We start from the raw sequence: 18,555 nt of genomic DNA, 5'->3' as shown, positions 1-18,555 counted from the left end.
CTCGTGCCTAAGTCGAAATGCGGGGAGTATAGCCGAGGGCGGTGTTTCATTTATAAGACGCTTTTTAACCCTCGAGCCGGCCCGACGTGGTTCGCGGGAAGGCTCTGGAGTGGGACTGTCCGACAATCCGGGGCTGGCGTGCCAGTGATGGAATGGCAAAAAGGGGCGCTGGATCGGCCATTGCTGTCGTTGTGAGGCTGGAAACGCAATCGCGAGCAGGTTCGCGCCTACAAATTTCTGCGCTTGGCCGAAAACCTTGTAGGAGCTGCGGCACGCTGCGATCTTTTGATTTTTAAAGCCAACATCAAAAGATCGCAGCGTGCCGCAGCTCCTACATGAATACCGTGTTCAGGCAGTTCTATTACGATGCCAGGCGCACCTGTTTCTCCAGTTCTACCTTCAAACCCGGCTCAAGCTTCAGTTGCTTGGCCAACTCCTCCAGATACGCCTTTTCCATAAAGCTCTCCTCATCCACCAGCATCACGCTGGCGATGTACATTTCCGCCGCCATTTCCGGGGTGCTGGCGGCGCGGGCGACGTCGGCCGGGTCGAGAGGTTTGTTGAGTTCGGCGTGCAGCCAGTGCTGCAGTTCCTGATCGTTGTCGAGTTTGATGAACTCGCCTTCGATCAACTGACGTTCACGGTCGTCGATATGGCCGTCGGCCTTGGCGGCGGCGACCAGGGCTTTGAGGATGGCCTGGCTGTGTTGTTCGGCTTGCGCGGGCGGCAGTCGATCCAGCGTCTGCGGTTCGGTTTGCGGGGCCGTGCCCTTTTGCGCGTTCCAGTTGCCGTAAGCCTTGTAGGCCAGCACACCCAGTGCTGCGAGACCGCCGTAAACCGCAACTTTACCGCCAACCTTGCGCGCCTTTTTGCTGCCCAGCAGCAGGCCCATGGCACCAGCCGCCAGCGCACCACCGCCCGCTCCCGAGAGCAGGCCACCCAGCGCGCCGGAGCCTGAAGACCCACCAAGCAAACCGCCCAGCCCGCCAGCCGCCGCTTTGTTCTGCGCGCCACCGGCCTTGTTCTGCAACAGATCCTGGCCGGATTTGAGTAGTTGATCGAGCAATCCACGGGTGTTCATGTTCCGCCTCCAAAACAGGGGTTATCCGGATCTATCAGGCCCTAAGCCTAGTTCGAAAGTGCCCCGGCCCTGCCTGCGAGTGTGCTTCCAGATGTTGCTCCGCCGGCAACGGCCCTTCGTGAAAATAGATATACACTCAGGCCAATCTATAAAAACCGCCCACCGGGTACCCTCCTCATGATGACCCTGCGTCAGATCCGTCACTTCATCGCGGTGGCCGAGACCGGCTCGATTTCCGCCGCTGCGCAAACCGCGTTTATTTCCCAATCGACCCTGACCCTCGCCATTCAGCAACTGGAAGAGGAAATCGGCGTCAGCCTGTTCACCCGCCACGCCAAGGGCATGACGCTGACGCATCAGGGTCATCAATTCCTGCGCCAGGCGCATCTGATTCTGGCCACCGTGGACAATGCCAAGCGCAGTCTGCGACAGAGTACCGATCAGGTCGCCGGCCAGTTGATCGTCGGCGTGACCAGCCTGGTCGCCGGTTATTACCTCGCCGATCTGCTCACCCGGTTCCAGCGCGCCTATCCCAACGTCGAGATTCGGGTGATGGAGGACGAGCGGCCGTACATCGAGCATTTGCTGGTCAGCGGCGAAATCGATGTTGGCGTGCTGATCCTTTCCAACCTCGAAGACCGCCACGCCCTGCAGACCGAAGTGCTGACTCACTCGCCGCATCGTCTGTGGCTGCCGGCCCAGCATCCGCTGCTGGAACACGACAGCATCAACCTCGCCGACGTCGCTCGCGAGCCGCTGATTCAACTGAACGTCGACGAGATGGATCGCAATGCCCAGCGGTTGTGGCGCGGCGCCGGGCTGCAACCGAAGATCACTCTCAGAACCGCATCCACCGAGGCGGTGCGAAGCCTGGTGGCGGCAGGTCTGGGTGTATCAATCCAGCCGGACATGACTTACCGCCCATGGTCATTGGAGGGCGACATCATTGAAGCGCGGCCGATTGCCGACCTTAACCAGACCCTCGACGTCGGCCTGGCCTGGCGCCGCGGGACAGCGCGCCCTGCCCTGGTTGATCCATTTCTGACCGTAGCCCGCGAGCAGCCGCACGGCGGACGCAAGCCATCTATTTAATCGAATGCCACCTTCAGTATTTAGAATTTGTCGACCTCGGAGCCGCGCACTAGTCTTGCTGCATCTATAAGACGGTCGGCTCCCGGGCATGGGAGCCACAATGACCACACAAGAAAAGAGATCGCGGAAAATGGCTGGCGTGCAGACCCCGATGTGTACCGCGTTGCTGATCGACGGCGAACTCGTTGCCGGGCAGGGTTTTGTCGAACCGATCCTCAACCCGGCCACCGGTGAAATTCTCACCCACATCGCCGAGGCCAGTACCGAGCAGGTCGAAACGGCGATCCTCGCCGCCCACCGCGCCTTTGCCGAATGGTCGCGCACCACGCCGCAACAACGTTCCAGTCTGCTGCTGGACATCGCCAACGCCGTCGAAAAACACGCCGATTACCTCGCTCGCCTCGAAGCGCTGAACTGCGGCAAGCCGCTGCACCTCGCACGGCAGGACGATCTGACCGCCACCGTTGACGTGTTCCGTTTCTTTGCCGGCGCCGTGCGCTGCCAGACCGGCCAGCTCAGCGGCGAATACCTGCCGGGCTACACCAGCATGGTGCGCCGCGATCCGATTGGCGTGGTGGCGTCGATTGCGCCATGGAACTACCCGATCATGATGGCCGCATGGAAAATCGCCCCGGCCCTCGCCGCCGGCAATACGCTGGTATTCAAGCCGTCGGAACACACGCCGCTGTCGATCCTCGCACTGGCGCCAGCACTCGCCGAGATCCTGCCGCGCGGGGTCATCAACATCATCTGCGGTGGCGGTGAAGGCGTCGGCAGTCATCTGGTCGGCCACGCCAAGGTGCGCATGGTGTCGCTGACCGGCGATATCGTCACCGGGCAGAAGATTCTCCAGGCTGCAGCGAAAACCCTGAAACGCACACACCTGGAACTCGGCGGCAAAGCCCCAGTGATTGTCTGCAACGACGCGGATATTCAAGCGGTGGTCGACGGCGTGCGCACCTACGGTTACTACAACGCCGGGCAGGACTGCACCGCCGCGTGCCGGATCTACGCGCAAGCCGGCATTCACGACAAATTGGTCGCCGAGCTCGGCGCAGCGGTCAGCAGCCTGCGCTTCGCCGGCAAGCGCGATGCCGACAACGAGATCGGCCCGCTGATCAGCACCCGCCAGCGCGACCGCGTTGCCAGTTTCGTCGAGCGCGCCCTCGGCCAGCCGCACATCGAACGCGTGACCGGCGCGGCGGTGCATTCCGGCGCCGGGTTCTTCTACCAGCCGACATTGCTGGCCGGTTGCAAGCAGAGCGATGAAATCGTCCAGCGCGAAGTGTTCGGCCCGGTGGTCACCGTGACCCGTTTCGACGAACTCGCGCAAGCCGTGGACTGGGCCAACGACTCCGAATACGGCCTCGCCTCGTCGGTGTGGACGCAGAATCTGGACAAGGCAATGCAGGTCGCCGCCCGCTTGCAGTACGGCTGCACGTGGATCAACAGCCATTTCATGCTGGTCAGCGAAATGCCCCACGGCGGGTTGAAACGCTCCGGATACGGCAAAGACTTATCCAGTGATTCGCTGCAGGACTACAGCGTGGTGCGGCACATCATGGCCCGCCACGGCCAGCATCTCTGACTACGCTAATAACAAGCCGCAAAACGGCATGGCTTCACCGCGTTCACAACTGCCCCGACCATAATTTAAAGAAGAGGGTTCAACCATGTTCGTGCACAAGACCGCACTGCTCAGTGCAATCACTACAGCCTTGCTGGCCAGCGCCAGCCTGCAAGCTGCCGAGCCGCTGAAGGCTGTCGGCGCCGGCGAGGGTCAGCTGGATATCGTGGCCTGGCCGGGCTACATCGAACGTGGCGAGAGCGACAAGGCCTACGACTGGGTGAGCGGTTTCGAGAAGGAAACCGGCTGCAAGGTCAACGTCAAGACCGCCGCTACCTCCGACGAAATGGTCAGCCTGATGGCCAAGGGTGGTTACGATCTGGTCACCGCTTCGGGCGATGCTTCGCTGCGGTTGATCGTCGGCAAGCGCGTACAACCGATCAACACCGCGTTGATCCCGAACTGGAACACCCTCGACCCACGGCTGAAAGATGCGCCGTGGTACGTGGTCAACAAGCAGACCTACGGCACCCCGTACCAGTGGGGCCCGAACGTGCTGATGTACAACACCAACGTGTTCAAGACGCCGCCGACCAGCTGGAACGTATTGTTCGACGCGCAGAATTTCCCCGACGGCAAACCGAACAAGGGTCGCGTGCAGGCCTATGACGGCCCGATCTACATCGCCGACGCGGCGCTATATCTGAAGACCGCCAAACCTGAGCTCGGGATCAAGGATCCGTATCAACTCACCGAAGCGCAGTACAAGGCCGTGCTCGATCTGCTGCGCGCGCAGCAGCCATTGATTCACCGTTACTGGCACGACACCACGGTACAGATGAGTGACTTCAAGAACGAAGGTGTGGTGGCATCGAGCGCGTGGCCGTATCAGGTCAACGGCCTGATCAACGAGAAGCAGCCGATTGCTTCGACCATCCCGAAAGAAGGCGCCACCGGTTGGGCCGACACCACCATGCTGCACGCCGAGGCCAAGCACCCGAACTGCGCGTACAAGTGGATGGACTGGTCACTGCAGCCGAAAGTCCAGGGTGACGTGGCGGCGTGGTTTGGTTCGCTGCCAGCCGTGCCGGCGGCGTGCAAGGAGAGCGAACTGCTCGGCGCCGAGGGTTGCAAGACCAATGGTTTCGATCAATTCGACAAGATCGCCTTTTGGAAAACCCCGCAGGCTGAGGGCGGCAAGTTCGTACCTTACAGCCGCTGGACCCAGGACTACATCGCGATCATGGGCGGCAGGTAAGCCCTTTCAAGATCAAAAGATCGCAGCCTGCGGCAGCTCCTACATCAATGGACACAGCTCTCCTGTAGGAGCTGCCGCAGGCTGCGATCTTTTCGACGCAACACCCGATCATTCTTTGAAAGCCCGCTTTACCGGAGAACCGCACCATGACGCTTGCAGTCCAGTTCACCAACGTTTCCCGGCAGTTCGGCGAAGTGAAGGCCGTTGACCGGGTTTCCATCGATATCCAGGACGGCGAGTTCTTTTCCATGCTTGGCCCTTCCGGCTCGGGCAAAACCACCTGCCTGCGCCTGATCGCCGGTTTCGAACAACCGAGCGCCGGCTCGATCCGCATTCACGGCGCGGAAGCCGCCGGTCTGCCGCCGTATCAACGTGATGTAAACACCGTATTCCAGGATTACGCACTGTTCCCGCACATGAACGTGCTGGACAACGTCGCCTATGGCTTGAAGGTCAAGGGCGTGAGCAAACCCGAACGCCACAAGCGCGCCGAAGAGGCGTTGGCCATGGTCGCCCTCGGTGGCTACGGCGCACGCAAACCGGTGCAGTTGTCCGGCGGTCAGCGCCAGCGCGTCGCCCTCGCCCGTGCTCTGGTCAATCGCCCACGGGTGCTGTTGCTTGATGAGCCATTGGGCGCGCTCGACCTGAAGTTGCGCGAGCAGATGCAGAGTGAACTGAAGAAGCTGCAACGCCAGCTCGGCATCACCTTCATCTTTGTCACCCACGATCAGACCGAAGCATTGTCGATGTCCGACCGCGTGGCAGTGTTCAACAAGGGCCGCATCGAACAGGTCGACACCCCGCGCAATCTGTACATGAAACCGACCACCACGTTCGTCGCCGAATTCGTCGGTACTTCGAACGTGATTCGCGGCGATCTGGCCCGCCAGCTCAGCGGCCATCCACAACCGTTTTCGATCCGCCCGGAGCACGTGCGTTTCGCCGAAGGGCCTCTCGCCAGCCATGAAATCGAAGTCAGTGGTCTGCTCCACGACATCCAGTATCAGGGCAGCGCCACGCGCTATGAACTGACGCTGGAAAACGGCCAGACCCTGAGCATCAGCCACGCCAACAATCAGTGGATCGACAGCAGCGCGCAGCACCAGACCGGACAGCGCCTGAGCGCACGCTGGGCGCGGGAAGCGATGATCCCGCTGCACGACACCGTAGCGAGCGGGGTGTGAAATGAGCACGCTCGCGATGACTCAAGCACCGCCGTTGCGCCGGTTTTCCAACCTGCTCTACCGCAAGCCGAATCTGTACCTGTCGCTGCTGCTGGTGCCGCCGCTGCTGTGGTTTGGCGCGATTTATCTCGGCTCGTTGCTGGTGCTGTTGTGGCAGGGTTTCTACACCTTCGACGACTTCACCATGGCGGTCACCCCTGACCTGACCCTGGCGAATTTTGCCTCGCTGTTCCAGCCGTCGAACTTCGACATCATCCTGCGCACGCTGAGCATGGCTATCGTCGTATCGATCGCCAGCGCCATTGTCGCGTTCCCGATTGCCTACTACATGGCGCGCTATACCACCGGCAAGACCAAGGCGTTTTTCTACATCGCGGTGATGATGCCGATGTGGGCCAGTTACATCGTCAAGGCCTACGCCTGGACACTGCTGCTGGCCAAGGGCGGCGTCGCACAATGGTTCGTCCAGCATCTGGGGCTGGAGTCGGTGTTGCAGTTCATTTTGGGGATTCCCGGGGTGGGCGGCAGCACCTTGTCGACCTCGCACCTGGGGCGGTTCATGGTGTTCGTCTACATCTGGCTGCCGTTCATGATCCTGCCGATTCAGGCGTCGCTCGAGCGTCTGCCGCCGTCGCTGTTGCAGGCATCCGCCGACCTTGGTGCCAAGCCGCGCCAGACCTTCATGCAGGTGATTCTGCCGCTGTCGATTCCGGGCATCGCGGCAGGTTCGATCTTCACTTTTTCCCTGACCCTGGGCGACTTCATCGTGCCGCAACTGGTGGGCCCGCCGGGCTACTTCGTCGGCAGCATGGTGTACGCGCAGCAAGGTGCGATCGGCAACATGCCGATGGCGGCGGCGTTCACGCTGGTGCCGATTGTGTTGATCGCGGTTTACCTGTCCATCGTCAAACGTCTGGGGGCCTTCGATGCACTCTGAGCGCGCTTCACTGGGCCTGCGTATCGCCGCCTGGGGCGGGTTGGTGTTTCTGCACTTCCCGATCCTGATCATCTTCCTTTACGCCTTCAACACCGAGGAAGCCGCGTTCAGCTTTCCGCCGAAGGGTTTCACCCTGCACTGGTTCAGCGTGGCGTTTTCGCGGCCGGATGTGCTGGAGGCGATCAAGCTCTCGCTGCAGATTGCCGCCATCGCCACGTTGATCGCGATGGTGCTCGGCACACTGGCTTCAGCCGCGTTGTACCGCCGCGATTTCTTCGGCAAGCAGGGCATTTCGCTGATGCTGATTTTGCCGATCGCCCTGCCGGGGATCATCACCGGGATCGCGCTGCTGGCGACGTTCAAGACGCTGGGGATCGAGCCGGGGATGTTCACCATCATCGTCGGCCACGCGACCTTCTGCGTGGTGATCGTCTACAACAACGTCATCGCCCGCCTGCGCCGTACTTCGCACAGTCTGATCGAGGCCTCGATGGACCTCGGTGCCGATGGCTGGCAAACCTTCCGCTACATCATCCTGCCGAACCTCGGCTCGGCCTTGCTGGCTGGCGGCATGTTGGCGTTTGCGCTGTCGTTCGACGAAATCATCGTCACCACGTTTACCGCCGGGCATGAGCGCACGTTGCCGTTGTGGCTGCTCAATCAACTGAGCCGGCCACGGGATGTGCCGGTGACCAATGTCGTCGCCATGCTGGTGATGATGGTGACCATGTTGCCGATTCTTGGCGCGTACTACCTGACTCGGGGTGGCGAGAGTGTCGCCGGCAGTGGCGGGAAATAACCGAATAACCACTGAACAAACCGAATCCCTGTAGGAGCTGCCGCAGGCTGCGATCTTTTGATGTTGCTTTGGAGATCAGGATCAAAAGATCGCAGCCTGCGGCAGTTCCTACACGGGATCCGGTTTCGACAGAACAATAAAAGTGTTAGCGAGGACAATGAAATGCAAACCAGACTCTTGATCAACGGCCACCTGGTCAACGGCGAAGGCCCGGCCCAACCGGTGCTCAACCCGGCACTCGGCAGCGTACTGGTGGAAATCAATGAAGCCAGCGAGGCCCAAGTCGACGCCGCCGTGCGCGCCGCCGACAACGCGTTCGCCGAGTGGTCGCAAACCACGCCGAAAGACCGTTCGCTGCTGCTGCTCAAACTCGCCGACGCCATCGAAGCCCACGGCGAGGAACTGGCGAAACTCGAATCCGACAACTGCGGCAAACCCTACAGCGCCGCACTCAACGACGAGATCCCGGCGATTGCCGACGTGTTCCGTTTCTTTGCCGGCGCCAGCCGTTGCATGAGCAGTTCGGCCGGTGGCGAATACCTGCCCGGCCATACCTCGATGATCCGCCGCGACCCGGTGGGCGTGATCGCGTCCATCGCGCCGTGGAACTACCCGTTGATGATGGTCGCCTGGAAAATCGCCCCGGCCCTCGCTGCCGGTAATACCGTGGTGCTCAAGCCGTCGGAACAAACCCCGCTGACCGCGCTGCGTCTGGCCGAACTGGCGTCGGAAATCTTCCCGGCCGGTGTACTCAATCTGGTGTTCGGTCGCGGTCCTACCGTCGGCAGCCCGTTGGTCACGCATCCGAAAGTGCGCATGGTCTCGCTGACTGGCTCGATCGCCACTGGCTCGAACATCATTTCCAGCACCGCCGACAGCGTCAAACGCATGCACATGGAACTGGGTGGCAAGGCGCCGGTGATCATCTTCGACGACGCCGACATCGATGCCGCCGTCGAAGGCATTCGTACTTTCGGTTTCTACAACGCCGGGCAGGACTGCACCGCCGCGTGCCGGATCTACGCGCAGCAGGGCATTTACGACAAGTTTGTCGAGAAACTCGGCGCGGCGGTGAGCAGCATCAAGTACGGCTTGCAGGATGATCCGTCGACCGAGTTGGGGCCGCTGATCACCGCGCAACATCGCGACCGCGTCGCCGCGTTCGTCGAACGCGCCGTGGCTCAGCCGCACATTCGCTTGATCACCGGCGGCAAGGCTGTGGAAGGCGACGGTTTCTTCTTCGAGCCGACGGTGCTGGCCGACGCGCAACAGGATGACGAGATCGTCCGCCGCGAAGTGTTCGGGCCGGTGGTGTCGGTGACCAAGTTCACCGATGAAGCGCAGGCGCTGGAGTGGGCCAACGACTCCGACTACGGCCTCGCCTCCTCGGTGTGGACGGCGGATGTCGGACGCGCGCATCGCTTGTCCGCACGGTTGCAGTACGGCTGCACCTGGGTCAACACACACTTCATGCTGGTCAGCGAAATGCCGCATGGCGGGCAGAAACTGTCCGGCTACGGCAAGGACATGTCCATGTACGGGCTGGAGGACTACACCACGGTTCGGCATGTGATGTTCAAGCATTAACAGCAAAAAGATCGCAGCCTGCGGCAGCTCCTACAGGATGGACGCCGTACCTCTGTAGGAGCTGCCGCAGGCTGCGATCTTTTTCCGCGACACACGGATGATGTCGGCGATTCACCACCAGGCTTTACCGAAACCAAAACAATAACCACCGACCCGGGCGGCGCCCACAAAGCCCCGCCACGGCTTCGGCCATCCGAAATCTGCCGATTTCCCGGAGCAAACACCCATGAGTGCCTCACCCGAATTCTCGGCCGCCGTTGCCGACAGCGATGCCGAACAACTGCGCAAACTCGGCTACACCTCGAACTTCAACCGCAGCATGAGCCTGTGGGAAAACTTCGCTTTAGGCTTCACCTATCTGTCACCGGTCGTAGGGGTTTATACCCTGTTCGGCCTGTGCCTCGCCGCCGGTGGACCACCGATGTTCTGGGCTTACCTGCTGGTTGGTTGCGGCCAGTTGCTGGTGTGCCTGATCTTCGGCGAAGTGGTCTCGCAGTTCCCGATTTCCGGTGGCGTTTATCCATGGGCGCGGCGTCTGGTCGGCAAGAAATGGGCATGGATGGTCGGCTGGATTTACTCCATCGCCCTGTGCGTGACCATTGCGGCGGTGGCTGTCGGTGCCGGCCCGTATCTGGCGGCGATGCTCGGGTTTGAGCCGAGCAACAACACCAACATCGTCATCGCACTGGTGCTGACCCTGTTCGCCACGCTGGTCAATCTGAGCGGTACCAAAGTGCTGGCGCGCATTGCCATGTTCGGCTTCCTCTGCGAACTGGTCGGCGCGGTGATCGTCGGCGTGTACCTGCTGATCTTCGAGCGTCATCAGCCGCTGAGCGTGCTGTTCAACACCTTCGACATCAGCGTTGATGGCTCGTACCTGCCGGCGTTCCTCACCGCTTCGCTGGCGGGGATGTTCCTCTACTATGGCTTCGAGGCCTGCGGCGACGTCGCCGAAGAAACCCCGAACCCCAGCGCAAAAATCCCGGTGGCCATGCGCATGACCATCTATATCGGCGGCGTCGCGGCGATGTTCGCCTGCCTGGCGCTGATCCTCGCTGTGCCGGACATGCAAGCGGTGATCAACGGCACCGACAAGGATCCGGTCACCACCATCCTCAACAACGCCTTCGGCCCGATCGGCTCGAAAGTAGTGATGGGCGTGGTGATGATTTCCTTCATCTCCTGTGTCATCAGCCTACAGGCCGCAGCGAGTCGTCTGCTGTACTCCTACGCTCGCGACGAAATGGTTATTGGCAGCCGCCTATTGAAAAAGATTTCTCCTACAACCCAGGTGCCGGTTGCCGCGCTGTTCGTGTCCGGCGTCCTGCCCGCCCTGATCATCGCCCTCGGTTTCTTCCTGCAGGACGCCGTGGCCACCATCGTCAGCTTCGCCGCCATCGGCATCTACCTCGCGTTCCAGATGATCGTGCTGGCCGCATTGTATGCACGCAGCAAAGGCTGGAAACCCAGCGGCAAATTCACCCTCGGCGCCTGGGGCTGGCCGGTGAACATCGGCGCGCTGGTGTACGGCATCGGCGCAATCATCAACATGGCCTGGCCACGCACGCCGGATGCGGCGTGGTACGTGAACTATGCGATGGTGCTGAGCACGGTGATCGTGATTGGGCTGGGGTTGATTTACATGTGGATTGGCAAGCCGTATGACCATGGGAAGGCGCCGGCTGGGGATGCTTGGAAGGTGAGTCGCTAAGAAGAATCACCCCGGAATCGAGATTTGATTCCGGGGTCTCCTCGAAGCACTGCCATCAATTCATCAGTACGCCATTTGATATCGGCTTTACCTCTAACAGCTTCGAAGCGATCCAGATCGATCACCTTTCTCTTTTTACCTTTCGCTTCATCTTTGCTCACAGAATTGCTTCTCCCTTTTCCCGATTGCTAACTCATAAAGAAAAATCTTCGGTGCAGGGATGGTTTAGCAGCGGAAGCTGCAAAAACAGGCATTTCCTACAGACACAGCCTTCCTGAAAAAGCCCCATTTCCTACGATGTGCGGCGAAAGGGTAGACTTGTCGCCGCAAGCGCCTGACCGATAGGCTTCATCCCGTCGCTGCTAATTCAACGACCCGGGGTCGAAGCCGGAAAACTGTCAAAACGGTGCTTGCATGCCCTCCATTGAACTGTGGCTTTTTCACAACTTCAGTTCTGCTTTATGGCGGGCCGTGTGGCGCGGGCCTTCCGGCTTTACCGTTTCGACAGGAAGTAACCCGACTTCGAACGCCACTCGGCTCGCCACCCAATTTTTCGAAGAATTGGTGGCGGCTTTCCAACTCGAAACGGAAGTCACTACATGTCGACGCAAATCCAGAATCCACCTTCAACGCACTTGACCCCCACCGTCTTCACCCGCCACAACCGCTTCCTCCACGCCTTCATGCAGGAACACGAAGCCTGGTTTTGTGTTCAGGATCTCGGTCGCCTGATGGGCTATCCGCTAAACGAACGCCTCACCCTGAAACTCGATCCCGATCAGCGCCGCCATGTCCTCCTGCGTCGGGATGGCGAAATTATCGATTGCGCGATGGTCAGCGAATCCGGCCTGTTCGCACTGCTCGTTCATCACTTCGTTCCGGAAAACCGCAACCTGCGCCAATGGCTGAGCCATGAAGTGATTCCGATGTTGCGCGAAACCAGCGCGGTATCTCTGGAGAACTGCCCGAGCCTGAGTTCGGTGAACTGGGCTGGCGTTACTGTGCCGCTGCTGCACTGGCAGCAACAGGCGTGGGTCAAATGGCGTGACGTGCCGGAATTGATGCACGGCCAGCAGCCGTATCCGGTGCTCGGAACCTGTAGCTGAAGCCCATCTAACAAAAAACCTGTGGCGAGGGAGCTTGTCGAATCGTCGCACCGTCCCGCTGGGTCGCGCAGCGGCCCCTCTACAAAAAGCAGGGGACTGCTGCGCAGTCCAGCGGGAGCAAGCTCCCTCGCCACAGTCTTACGCGCCGTTAAAACCGCGAAACACTCCGCATCGCATCCACCAGATACCGCATCGCTATCCGGTCACTCTCCGACAACTCGCGATAACGCTCCACCAGCTTCAGCTCTTCAGAACTCAAACGACGCCTTCTACGGCCGCTGCCGAGGCAGGGGAAGATGCCGAGCATTTCGGCGATACCTTGTATTTTTGCCATGGACGATGTCCTTCAATACTTCAAAGAATTGCTAAACCACCACATCGCCCTGCCCCTTACAGCAGCGCCGTGTGCCCTACCGGTCAACACCGGTCATGCCCATAGAATAGAAATTAAATCGGCGCTGAAAAGCGGTTTTTAGAGTAATTAGTCGAAAAAAGCAGATATGCCGTATAAATCAGAACGCCCTGTCAGATTTTTAACCGACATGTCTTGTTTCATTGACACTCTGTCACTGTGAATCAACGAATTTTGCTCGGCGAGCGAACCGTTTAAGCTAGCCGGCATCTGTTTATAGTCCGTTGCGTTTGGCCGAAGGCTTGTCCGAACCGTAATTTCTGATCCAGCACGTGCCAGGAACGGCGCGGGATTGCTCACGACAGGTTGTATTTATGCACCGCAGGAATTTGCTCAAAGCGTCGATGGCCATTGCGGCTTACACCGGTCTCTCGGCTTCCGGCCTGCTGGCCGCCCGTGCCTGGGCCGCCAATGGTGGCGCTGCCGATGGTGAAGCGCAGGCCTTCGACTTCGAAGCGCTCAAGCGTCAGGCCAAGCAACTGGCCGGCTCGGCCTATCAGGACAGCAAACAGGTGCTGCCGCCGACTCTGGCGACCATGACCCCGCAGAACTTCAACGCGATCCGCTACGACGGCGATCATTCGCTGTGGAAGGAAAACAAGGGTCAGCTGGACGTGCAGTTCTTCCACGTCGGCATGGGTTTCCGTCAGCCGGTGCGCATGTACAGCGTCGATCCCAAGACCCGTACCGCCCGCGAAGTGCATTTTCGCCCGACGCTGTTCAACTATGAAAACACCTCAGTCGACACCCAGCAGCTCAAGGGCGATCTGGGTTTCGCCGGCTTCAAGCTGTTCAAGGCGCCGGAGCTGGATCGCCATGACGTGGTGTCGTTTCTCGGCGCCAGTTATTTCCGCGCAGTGGATGCCACTGGCCAATATGGCCTCTCCGCTCGCGGTCTGGCCGTCGACACTTACGCGAAGAAGCGCGAAGAATTTCCCGACTTCACCAAATTCTGGTTCGAGACCCCGGAGCAGAACGCCACGCGTTTTGTGGTCTATGCGCTGCTCGACTCGCCGAGCGCCACCGGTGCCTACCGCTTCGACATCGATTGCCAGGCCGAGCGCGTGGTGATGGAGATCGACGCCCACATCAACGCGCGAACCGCCATCGAACAACTGGGCATCGCGCCGATGACCAGCATGTTCAGCTGCGGCACCCACGAACGCCGCATGTGCGACACCATTCACCCGCAGATCCACGACTCCGATCGCCTGGCGATGTGGCGCGGCAACGGCGAGTGGATCTGCCGCCCGCTGAACAACCCGGCGACCCTGCAGTTCAACGCGTTCGCCGACACCGATCCGAAAGGCTTCGGACTGGTGCAGACCGACCACGAATTCGCCAACTATCAGGACACCGTCGACTGGTACAGCAAGCGCCCGAGCCTGTGGGTCGAACCGACCACCGCGTGGGGCGAAGGCTCCATCGACCTGCTGGAAATTCCAACCACCGGCGAAACGCTCGATAACATCGTCGCGTTCTGGACCCCAAAGAAGCCAGTGGCCGCAGGCGACTCGCTGAACTATGGCTACAAGCTTTACTGGAGCGCCCTGCCGCCGGTCGGCACGCCCCTGGCGCGGGTGCATGCGACCCGGTCGGGTATGGGTGGCTTCGTCGAAGGCTGGGCACCAGGCGAGCATTACCCGCCGGTCTGGGCGCGACGTTTTGCCGTGGACTTCACCGGTGGCGGTCTGGATCGCCTGCCGCAGGGTACCGGGATCGAACCGGTGGTCACCTGCTCCAATGGCAAGGTCCAGGACTTCAGCGTGCTGGTGCTCGATGACATCAAGGGTTACCGGATCCTGTTCGACTGGTACCCGACCAGTGACAGTGTCGATCCGGTGGAACTGCGGCTGTTCATCCGCACCAATGACCGCACGTTGAGCGAGACCTGGTTGTACCAGTACTTCCCGCCGGCGCCGGACAAGCGCAAGTATCCTTGATGATGTGAGGCGCCTGCATGGGCCTCTACATTGGCTTTTTGAGCAGAACGAATCCCTGTAGGAGCTGCCGAAGGCTGCGATTTTTTGATCTTGTTCATGCCCCGTGAAAGTCAAAAGATCGCAGCCTTCGGCAGCTCCTACAGGGAATGTTGTCAGCCGAGAGGACAGTGCAAATGGATATCGCAGGGTTCCAGAGCGAATAACTCCGGATCCGGTTGATCAACCAACCGGCAACCCTGTCTCTGATAAAACTCCACAGTGTTGCGCGATTCAGTCGCTGAAACATACAACGCCTCGGCACCGAATCGCCGCCCCTGCTCACAGGCCAGCGCAAACAGCCTCGCCCCCAACCCTTGCCCCCGGTAAACACGGCTGATGTGCAGAAACTTCAGCTGACGCATGCTCAGTCCCTGATTGTGAATAACCCGGTTATCCACAACCACCGCCGCGACCAGCGCCTGCCCATCGAAAACCCCGTACAACCAGCCACCGCGCCGCAAGCACTTCTCCAGCGCCACCGCGTTTTCCTCAGCTTCGCCTTCCGGCCAGCCACGCATGTCGAAATGCACCGGATACAGAATCAATTCACCTTTTTCCAACCGAAAGCACTCCTCCACCAGCTCGCTACGGTCGATCTGCGCCAGCAACGGCAAGTCGTGTTCGGTCAGTTCTCGTTCGATCAACATGCTCGACGTCCTTGGCAAATGGCAGGCAAGAAAAAACCCGCCGGTTCAATGGCGGGCTTTATAGACGTTACCCAGACCTGAAATCAATCGCGCAGATCAGACTCGTGAATCGGCTGATCACGATGGGTCGCGCGCTGATACTGCGCCGGCCACACCGCTTTGCGCCCGCCCAAATCATCGTCGGCATGCAGCGGCCAGTACGGGTCACGCAGCAACTCGCGGGCGAGGAAGATGATGTCGGCCTGACAGGTGCGCAGAATGTGCTCGGCCTGCGCCGGCTCGGTGATCATGCCGACGGTGCCGGTGGCGATGCCTGATTCCTTGCGCACCCGTTCGGCAAAGCGCGTCTGATAACCCGGCCCCACAGGAATCTCGGCGTTGGCGGCGGTACCACCGGAAGAGACGTCGATCAGATCCGCTCCCAGTGCCTTGAGGCGGCGCGCCAGCTCCACGGTTTCATCCGGGTTCCAGCCGTCTTCCACCCAGTCGGTGGCCGAAACCCGGACAAACACCAGCAACTCTTGCGGCCAGACCTCGCGCACGGCCTCGGTGACTTGCAAGACCAGCCGAATGCGGTTTTCGAACGAACCACCGTATTGGTCGCGGCGCTGATTGCTCAATGGCGACAGAAACTGATGCAGCAGATAACCGTGGGCAGCATGCACCTCGACCACGCTGAAACCTGCGGTCAGTGCGCGTTTGGCGGCGGCGACGAAGGCCTGGATGACTTCGGCGATTTGCCCTTCATCCAGCTGCTTGGGTTGCGTGTGTTGCGGGTCGAAGGCAATCGGTGACGGCCCGACCGGAATCCAGCCGCCATCCTCCGGTTTGACGCTACCGTGTTTGCCGATCCATGGCCGATGGGTGCTGGCCTTGCGCCCGGCATGGGCCAGTTGAATGCCAGCAACCGCGCCCTGAGCGGTGATGAAACGGGTGATGCGTTGCAACGGTTCGATCTGTTCGTCGTTCCACAAACCGAGGTCTTCGGCGGTGATCCGCCCGTCGGCGGTGACCGCCGTGGCCTCGGTAAAAATCAGGCCGGCACCGCCCACCGCGCGACTGCCCAAGTGCACCAGATGCCAGTCGTTGGCCAGACCGTCGACGCTGGAGTACTGGCACATCGGCGACACGGCGATGCGGTTGGGCAGGGTCAGTTGGCGAAGGGTAAAGGGTTCGAGCAGCAGACTCATGGGGCACCTCTCAAATCAGTGGGCAGGCTCCAGGGTTCTGTTTGAAAAGTCGACGAGTGACAGGAAATGGTGCAGCACCCGCCCCCGCGGGCAAAAAATTCGACAAGACGTCACAAGGCCAATCAAGCAGTGCTTAGAGCCTAGTCGACAACCGGGGATGAGGGAGGGTTCAGAGTGATTCAGTGTGTGAAAGGATGCTTTCGCGAGCAGGCTCGCTCCCACAAAGACAACACCGTGCCTGAGGGAGCGAGCCTGCTCGCGAATGGCGTCAGCGCGGTTCGATGTGGGCAATCATCAATTGCACCGTCTCGTTACCCCGAAACTCGTTAACGTCGAGCTTATAAGCCAGCTCGACCCACTGAATGGTCGGGTTCGGCCAGACATCGCGGTCAATACCAAAGGCAATGCCATCCAGCTTCACCGACCCGCACTCGCTTTTCAGCACCACTTTGAGGTGCCGCTCGCCGACCACCCGCTGCTCGACCAACTGGAACACGCCGTGGAACAGCGGCTCCGGAAAGTGCTGGCCCCAAGGCCCGGCATGGCGCAGGGCGCGGGCCAGTTCCAGATGGAATTCCTCGACCGCCAGCGTGCCATCCGAAAGCATGCGCCCGGTCAGGTCCTCCTCACGAAGTTGCCGACGCACTTCGGCATCGAAAGCCTCGGCGAACAGCGGAAAATTCTCTTGTGGCAAGGTCAGGCCGGCCGCCATCGCGTGGCCACCGTACTTGGCGATCAGGTTCGGATGCTGCGCCGCCACCACGCTCAGGGCATCGCGAATGTGGAAACCCTGCACCGAACGTCCGGAGCCCTTGAGCAACCCGTCACCGGCGTCGGCAAAGGCAATGGTCGGGCGGAAATAACGTTCTTTCATGCGCGAGGCGAGAATGCCGATCACGCCCTGGTGCCACTCGGGATCGAACAGGCACAGGCCGAACGGCATCGATTCCACCGGCAAATCCTTAAGCTGGGCCAGCGCCTCGCGCTGCATGCCCTGCTCGATGGATTTGCGATCCTGGTTCAAGCCGTCCAGTTGCGCAGCCATTTCCCGCGCCAGATTGGCATCGGCGGTGAGCAGGCATTCGATCCCGAGGCTCATGTCATCCAGGCGCCCCGCCGCGTTCAGGCGCGGGCCGACGATAAAACCCAGGTCGGTGGAGGTAATCCGCGCCGCATCACGCTTGGCCACTTCAAGAATCGCCTTGATCCCCGGCCGCGCGCGCCCGGCGCGAATCCGCTCCAGGCCCTGATGCACCAGAATCCGGTTGTTGGCGTCCAGCGGCACCACGTCGGCAACGCTGCCCAGCGCCACCAGATCCAGCAGTTCACCGATGTTCGGCTGCGGCTTGCTCTCGTACCAGCCGAGGCTGCGCAGGCGCGCGCGCAAGGCCATCAACACGTAGAAAATCACCCCGACCCCGGCCAGCGCCTTGCTCGGAAACTCGCAACCGGGCTGGTTCGGGTTGACCAGCGCATCGGCCAGCGGCAGTTCATCGCCGGGCAAGTGGTGGTCGGTGATCAACACCTTGAGCCCGGCCTTTTTCGCCGCCGCCACACCTTCCACGCTGGAGATGCCGTTGTCGACAGTGATCAACAACTGCGGTTCGCGGGTCAGGGCGACTTCGACGATTTCCGGGGTCAGGCCATAGCCGTATTCGAAGCGGTTCGGCACCAGATAATCGACATGCGCCGCGCCCAGCAGACGCAAGCCGAGCACGCCGACCGTGCTGGCCGTCGCGCCATCGGCGTCGAAGTCTCCGACGATCAGAATCCGTTGACGCTGCTCCAGCGCCGTCACCAGCAGATCCACTGCCGCCTCGATGCCCTTGAGCTGCTGGAACGGAATCAGCCGCGCCAGACTTTTATCCAGCTCCGCCTCGGACTGCACACCCCGCGCCGCGTACAAACGGGTCAGCAAAGGTGGCAGGTCACCGAGAAACGGCAGCGTGGCAGGCAACGGTCGAGGATCAATACGCATGGGGTAACGGAAACTTCTCTTGAA

The 18,555-nt window shown here is 60.7% G+C and carries 16 protein-coding genes; 10 read left to right on the top strand and 6 right to left on the bottom strand.

All coding sequences use genetic code 11. The features are described 5' to 3' along the window. Positions 1-361 precede the first annotated feature (361 nt). Positions 362-1,081, bottom strand: coding sequence for a tellurite resistance TerB family protein (locus LOY52_RS05260; RefSeq protein WP_258678592.1), 720 nt, complete (start codon positions 1,079-1,081; stop codon positions 362-364). A gap of 177 nt (positions 1,082-1,258) precedes the next feature. On the opposite strand from LOY52_RS05260, the gene LOY52_RS05255 reads away from it, so the two are divergent. From LOY52_RS05255 to LOY52_RS05220, 8 genes are all read left to right on the top strand, one after another. Beyond that, positions 1,259-2,173, top strand: a complete 915-nt coding sequence (locus LOY52_RS05255; RefSeq protein WP_258678591.1) for a LysR family transcriptional regulator — start codon at positions 1,259-1,261, stop codon at positions 2,171-2,173. Positions 2,174-2,303: 130 nt separating this feature from the next. Further along, a complete protein-coding gene (locus LOY52_RS05250; protein ID WP_258679827.1) occupies positions 2,304-3,761 on the top strand; it encodes a gamma-aminobutyraldehyde dehydrogenase in 1,458 nt (485 codons plus the stop codon). A gap of 85 nt (positions 3,762-3,846) precedes the next feature. After that, positions 3,847-4,998, top strand: a complete 1,152-nt coding sequence (gene ydcS / locus LOY52_RS05245) for a putative ABC transporter substrate-binding protein YdcS (protein WP_258678590.1) — start codon at positions 3,847-3,849, stop codon at positions 4,996-4,998. A gap of 146 nt (positions 4,999-5,144) precedes the next feature. Further along, positions 5,145-6,182, top strand: a complete 1,038-nt coding sequence (locus LOY52_RS05240) for an ABC transporter ATP-binding protein (protein ID WP_258678589.1) — start codon at positions 5,145-5,147, stop codon at positions 6,180-6,182. 1 nt (position 6,183) lies between these two features. Next, the gene (locus tag LOY52_RS05235) at positions 6,184-7,119 is read left to right on the top strand and encodes an ABC transporter permease (RefSeq protein WP_258678588.1); all 936 of its coding nucleotides are present in this window, start codon (positions 6,184-6,186) and stop codon (positions 7,117-7,119) included. After that, complete coding sequence (locus LOY52_RS05230) at positions 7,109-7,918, top strand: ABC transporter permease (protein WP_003222021.1); 810 nt, start codon at positions 7,109-7,111, stop codon at positions 7,916-7,918. Before LOY52_RS05235 ends, LOY52_RS05230 begins: the two co-directional genes overlap by 11 nt. A gap of 162 nt (positions 7,919-8,080) precedes the next feature. Beyond that, positions 8,081-9,505, top strand: coding sequence for a gamma-aminobutyraldehyde dehydrogenase (locus LOY52_RS05225; protein WP_258678587.1), 1,425 nt, complete (start codon positions 8,081-8,083; stop codon positions 9,503-9,505). 226 nt (positions 9,506-9,731) lie between these two features. After that, entirely contained in the window at positions 9,732-11,216 is a 1,485-nt protein-coding gene (locus LOY52_RS05220; protein WP_258678586.1) for an APC family permease, read from the top strand. Here LOY52_RS05220 and LOY52_RS05215 read toward each other — a convergent pair. Further along, positions 11,213-11,377 carry a hypothetical protein gene (locus LOY52_RS05215; RefSeq protein ID WP_158242603.1) on the bottom strand — a complete coding sequence of 55 codons (165 nt, stop codon included), beginning with the start codon at positions 11,375-11,377 and terminating at the stop codon, positions 11,213-11,215. The genes LOY52_RS05220 and LOY52_RS05215 overlap by 4 nt on opposite strands. A 438-nt stretch (positions 11,378-11,815) precedes the next feature. On the opposite strand from LOY52_RS05215, the gene LOY52_RS05210 reads away from it, so the two are divergent. Continuing rightward, positions 11,816-12,322 (top strand): Bro-N domain-containing protein, encoded by a 507-nt coding sequence (locus tag LOY52_RS05210; RefSeq protein WP_258678585.1) that lies wholly within the window; start codon positions 11,816-11,818, stop codon positions 12,320-12,322. A 148-nt stretch (positions 12,323-12,470) separates the two neighbouring features. On the opposite strand, the gene LOY52_RS05205 is transcribed toward LOY52_RS05210, so the two are convergent. Further along, on the bottom strand, positions 12,471-12,656 hold the full coding sequence (locus tag LOY52_RS05205) for a hypothetical protein (RefSeq protein ID WP_003222012.1): 186 nt from the start codon (positions 12,654-12,656) through the stop codon (positions 12,471-12,473). A gap of 392 nt (positions 12,657-13,048) precedes the next feature. Here LOY52_RS05205 and LOY52_RS05200 point away from each other — a divergent pair, with 392 nt between their 5' ends. After that, the gene (locus LOY52_RS05200) at positions 13,049-14,677 is read left to right on the top strand and encodes a glucan biosynthesis protein D (RefSeq protein WP_258678584.1); all 1,629 of its coding nucleotides are present in this window, start codon (positions 13,049-13,051) and stop codon (positions 14,675-14,677) included. A gap of 152 nt (positions 14,678-14,829) precedes the next feature. On the opposite strand, the gene LOY52_RS05195 is transcribed toward LOY52_RS05200, so the two are convergent. The 3 genes from LOY52_RS05195 to recJ all read right to left on the bottom strand — a co-directional run bounded on the left by LOY52_RS05195 (position 14,830) and on the right by recJ (position 18,531). Beyond that, a complete protein-coding gene (locus LOY52_RS05195) occupies positions 14,830-15,363 on the bottom strand; it encodes a GNAT family N-acetyltransferase (protein ID WP_258678583.1) in 534 nt (177 codons plus the stop codon). 83 nt (positions 15,364-15,446) lie between these two features. Beyond that, complete coding sequence (locus LOY52_RS05190) at positions 15,447-16,553, bottom strand: NADH:flavin oxidoreductase/NADH oxidase (protein ID WP_258678582.1); 1,107 nt, start codon at positions 16,551-16,553, stop codon at positions 15,447-15,449. A 268-nt stretch (positions 16,554-16,821) separates the two neighbouring features. Next, positions 16,822-18,531, bottom strand: coding sequence for a single-stranded-DNA-specific exonuclease RecJ (gene recJ / locus LOY52_RS05185; protein ID WP_258678581.1), 1,710 nt, complete (start codon positions 18,529-18,531; stop codon positions 16,822-16,824). Positions 18,532-18,555 lie beyond the last annotated feature (24 nt).

The sequence above is a fragment of the Pseudomonas sp. B21-051 genome, from assembly GCF_024748795.1.
In the GTDB taxonomy this organism is placed as follows: Bacteria; Pseudomonadota; Gammaproteobacteria; order Pseudomonadales; family Pseudomonadaceae; genus Aquipseudomonas; species Aquipseudomonas putida_A.
This window is presented reverse-complemented; position numbering and strand designations above follow the sequence as displayed.